The organism is Streptomyces sp. NPDC005151 (genome assembly GCF_053599875.1).
Genome location: NZ_JBSFYR010000203.1, coordinates 1 through 4,432, shown reverse-complemented (window position 1 = coordinate 4,432; position 4,432 = coordinate 1). Strand labels below are relative to the sequence as shown.

The 4,432-nt window shown below is 69.2% G+C and carries 3 protein-coding genes; all 3 read left to right on the top strand.

Annotated elements, in window-relative coordinates:
- A partial coding sequence (locus ACWD6R_RS39875; RefSeq protein WP_451823240.1) for a PA domain-containing protein occupies positions 1-2,311 on the top strand: 2,311 nt, incomplete at its 5' end.
- Positions 2,312-2,581: 270 nt separating this feature from the next.
- The gene (locus tag ACWD6R_RS39870; protein ID WP_451823239.1) at positions 2,582-3,484 is read left to right on the top strand and encodes an IS5 family transposase; all 903 of its coding nucleotides are present in this window, start codon (positions 2,582-2,584) and stop codon (positions 3,482-3,484) included.
- A gap of 54 nt (positions 3,485-3,538) precedes the next feature.
- On the top strand, positions 3,539-4,270 hold the full coding sequence (locus ACWD6R_RS39865; RefSeq protein WP_451823238.1) for a TetR/AcrR family transcriptional regulator: 732 nt from the start codon (positions 3,539-3,541) through the stop codon (positions 4,268-4,270).
- Positions 4,271-4,432: the final 162 nt, after the last annotated feature.

Genomic DNA, 4,432 nt, shown 5'->3' with positions numbered 1-4,432 from the left:
GACCGGCGGCGGCCGCCTCGATGTGAAGGCCGCCATCGACACCACCGTCGTCGGCGCCCCCGCCGTCCAGGGCGGCACGTTCAACTGGCCGCAGGGCAAGAGCGACCGCACCACGGTCGACGTCCCGTACACCAACTCCGGCACCGAGCCGGTGAAGCTGTCGCTGGAGGTCCAGGGCGTCACCGGCAACGACGGCTCGGCCGTCCGCTCCTCCGTCGCGAAGCTCGACGCGAGCAGTGTCACCGTCCCGGCCGGAGCCACCGTCAAGGTCCCGCTGGAGATCGACCCGACCGCGCAGCTGAAGGCCGCCCAGTACGGCGATGTCACCGGACGCGTGCTGGCCACCGGGCCCGACGGTGTGAAGGTCTCCACTCCCTTCTCGATGTACGTCCAACCGGAGACCGTCACCCTGCGCGTCAAGCTCGTCGACCGCACCGGCAAGCCCGCCAAGGGACCCTCCTCGGTCGACCTCATCGGTACCGACACCGCCGGCGGCGAGCGCCGCTTCAACAACGGCGTCACCGACCAGGTCTACCAGGTGCGCCCCGGTGCATACTTCGTCTCCAGCTTCATCACGACGCCCGACGCGAAGGACGCCACCGGCAAGATGCTGGAGTCCGTGGGCTACCTCGCGCGGCCGCAGCTGAACGTCACCAAGGACACCACCCTGGTCCTGGACGCCCGCGAGGCCCACCGGATCCAGGTGAAGACGGAGGACCGGGCGTCCGAGAACCGCTCCACGACGCTCTCCTTCGGCCGCAGCTGGGACGACACATGGCTGCACTCGGGCTCCCTCACGGGCAGCAGCCTCATCAAGAACTACCTGGTCGACGTGCAGGGCAGGGCGAGCGACGGCGACTTCGAGTTCGACAGCCTCTGGCGTGCGTACGCCCCCCAGATCGAGAAGCTGTCGGTCGTCGGCGGCACCGAACTGCACCCGACGACGGCCAACACCGGCTCCGTCAACCTCGACGGTACGGGCGAGGCCGCACTCGTCGACGCGGGCACCGGCACCCCCGACGAGCTGAAGGCCGCCGGAGTCTCGGGCAAGATCGCCCTGGTCAAGGTCGCCGACGACGGCGACATGAGCACCCCCGCGCGGAACGCCAAGGCCGCCGGCGCGAAGGCGGTCATCGCGCACCGGCCGTCCGCGGGCCTCTGGAGGCCGTCCGTCGGCAGTGCGGCGCCGCTGCCCTCGCTCGGCATCGAGGCGAGCGAGGCGGACGCCCTGAAGGCCGCTCTGGCCGACGGACCGGTGAAGCTGAGCTGGAAGGCCACCGCCGTCAGCCCGTTCGTCTACAACCTGGCCTTCCCCGAGACCGGCCCGGTTACCTCGGACCGCACCTACAAGGTCCGTGACAGCAAGCTCGGCAAGACCACCGCCACGTACGAGGCGATGGGTGTCGCGGCTGGCTACATCGACCTGATGAACATTACCCGGCCGTACGGCGGGCTCTATTCCAACGGCTTCGACACTGTCGCCGTTCCCGGCAAGCGCACCGAGTACTACTCGGCGGGCGACACCGCATGGAGGCATTTCCTCTCGTCCAGCTTCCCGTGGGGCGAGTTCATGGTCGACCAGTCCCGTACCTACACGGAGGGCATGAAGCGTACGGAGAACTGGTACCGGGGCATTCCGGTCCCGGCCGCCGCGCGCGACGCCGAGGGCAAGCTCCAGCTCGCCGCCGAGCGGCAGGACAACCTGATCGGCGTTGCGCCGGGCTTCTGGAGCGACAGCGAACACGCCGGTATCCAGGGTGGCTTCGGAGACGAAGGCGGCATGCAGCTGACCAGTGGCGGTGAAGTGCTGGGCACGTCCCCCTATCCGATGGGGGTGTTCACCGTCCCGGCCGGAGACGCCGCGTACGAACTCACCATGTACGCCGGAAAGTACGGCTATCCCGCCCACGTGTGGAAGCGGTCCACCCAGACCAAGACCACCTGGAAGTTCCGCTCGGAGCGGGACGAGAACGTGTACTCGCAGGGGATTCCGCTGCTCTTCCCGGGCTACGACCTGGAGAGCGACGGGCTCAAGACTCTTCCGGCGAAGGATGGTCAGACGATCGGCCTGAGCGTCACCGGCCACGCCGGCTACACGCCCGGCAAGCTGGTCGCGGCCAAGGTCTCCTACTCGTACGACGGTGGCGAGACCTGGACCCAGGCCACCACCGCACAGCAGGGCGGCCGGTGGACCGCGACCGTGAACCACGCGGGCGCGGACGGCAAGCCGGTCACCCTGAAGACGGAACTGACGGACGCCAACGGCAACTCCGTCATCCAGACCGTGAACGACGCGTACGCCGTGCGCTGATCACGTCCTGACCGGTCCGCCGGGCGTCCTTCCCGTGGGGGGTGGGGCCGCCCGGCGGACCTCTTTCATGGCCACTTTTTCCGGATGGCCCGTTTTCGTGCGGCCCGTGCGGTGGACAATAACGACCTCACCCACGATTGGCAGTGGGAGAAGGAGCGATGTCTGGGACCTTCGAATCCAAGAGCCTGTCGGGTGGCTGATCATGCGTGATGCGTGACGGTCGTGATCTGCCTTCCGGGCATGGCGACGGCCCCGGAATGATCACGTGGTGTGTGCCAGTGCGACAACTCCGAGGCCGTCAGCGGCCCATGCTGTCCGTCCAGCTTGGCCGATGAGATGTGGGAGATCATCCAGCCGCTCCTTCCCGTGCGTGACCTGCGAAAAGGCGGCGGGATGCGCAAGTACGGAGACCGGTTGGTGCTCGACTCGGTGTTCTACGTGCTGCGGTCGGGCTGCCAGTGGCGGATGCTTCCGCGCGATCTGATGCCCTGGGACGCGGCCCACCGCTGGTTCACCAAGTGGCGCCGGGACGGCACCTGGGACCGCGTCCACGACGAGCTCCGCCGCCAGGTCCGGGTCGGGGCGGGACGCGATCTGGAGCCGTCGGCCGCCGTGATCGACGCCCAGTCGATCAAGACCAGCGAGGGCGGCGAGGCGCGTGGGTTCGATGCGGGCAAGCGAACGACAGGGCGGAAGAGACACGTGATCGTGGACCCGATGGGCCTGCTGCTGGTCGTCGCGGTCACCTCCGCGTCCGTGCAGGACCGGGCCGGAGGCCGCATCGTCCTGGCCCGTCTCGCGAAGGGATTCCGCACGGTCAGTCTGGTGCGGGCCGACGGCGGATACGCCAACTCCGGTGATTCCACGCTTCTTTCATGGGCCCGGGACGCGTTGAACATCGTTGTCGAGATCGTGAAGCGGACCGACGACGTCAAGGGCTTCAAGGTCCTGCCCCGCCGCTGGGTGGTGGAGCGAAGTTTCGGCCGGCTGGTCCGAAACCGTCGGCCGGCCCGCGACTACGAACGGCTGACCGCGACCTCCGAGGCCATGATCAAGGTGGCAATAATCCGCCTGATGCTCGTCCGGCTCGCCGGGCAGTCCTTGCGGTGGAGCCATGAATCCCACCGCAAGACCGCACGAGCCAACACCGTCGAGGACTACATCGCAGCGTAATCAACCGGCCACCCGACAGGCTCTGATAGCGAGGCGATGGCTAAGGTGGCAGCCATGGACGTCAAGAACGGGCCCGCGCGCCGCGGCGCCGGCAGGGGCGCATCGCGCGGCAGCTATGCGGTGGGCGACAAGCGGCGTACGCGCATCCTGGACACGGCCGTCGAGCACTTCGCCCAGTGGGGCTTCCATGCGACGTCGCTGGCCCGGATCGCCAAGGACGCCGGCATCACCCAGGGCGGCCTGCTGCACCACTTCCGCACCAAGGAGGCCCTCCTGGTCTCGGTGCTGGAGGCGAGCGACGACCACGACACGGAACGGTTCTTCGCCGAGGAGTGCGCGACCGTCGCCGAGTGGTTCCACTGCCTGCTCGACCTGACGGCCTACAACGCCCGCCGCCCGGGCCGTACACGGATGTTCAACGCCCTGGTCGGCGAGTCCGGGGACCCGGACCACCCGGCGCACTCGTTCTTCACCCGGCGCTACCGCACCCTGGTTGCCGACGCCGGGCAGTCGCTGCGCCGGGGCGTGGACAGTGGCGAGCTGCGCGCCGACACCGACTGCGCTGCCGAGGCCCAACAGCTGCTGGCGATCATGGACGGCCTCCAGCTCCAGTGGGTGCTCGATCCGGCGGCCGTCGACATGGTCGCGCGCCTGCACGGCTACCTGGACCGCCTCTACCGCACCCTCGGCACCGCCGGGACCGGCCTGCCGGCCCGCGCCGCCCGGCCGGACGAGAGCCGGACCGAGCCGGACGGCGCGGGAGACCGCACGGCCGAGGACCGGTAGGCCGCCGGCGGAGCGGCGACGGCGTCACACCAGTGCGCGGCGGCCTCGGCAATGCGCGCGGATTTACGGCTCCCCTGTCGCTTCCGTGGGTGGGTTTATGTGGCTTGACGGCCTGGTAGGTGAGGCCGGTGGCCGCCGAGGTTGAGCATGGCGAGGGCGATG

Excerpts from the sequence above, each read along its gene's own strand:
- ACWD6R_RS39865 (WP_451823238.1), top strand. The coding sequence starts at position 3,539 with ATGGACGTCAAGAACGGGCCCGCGCGCCGCGGCGCCGGCAGGGGCGCA.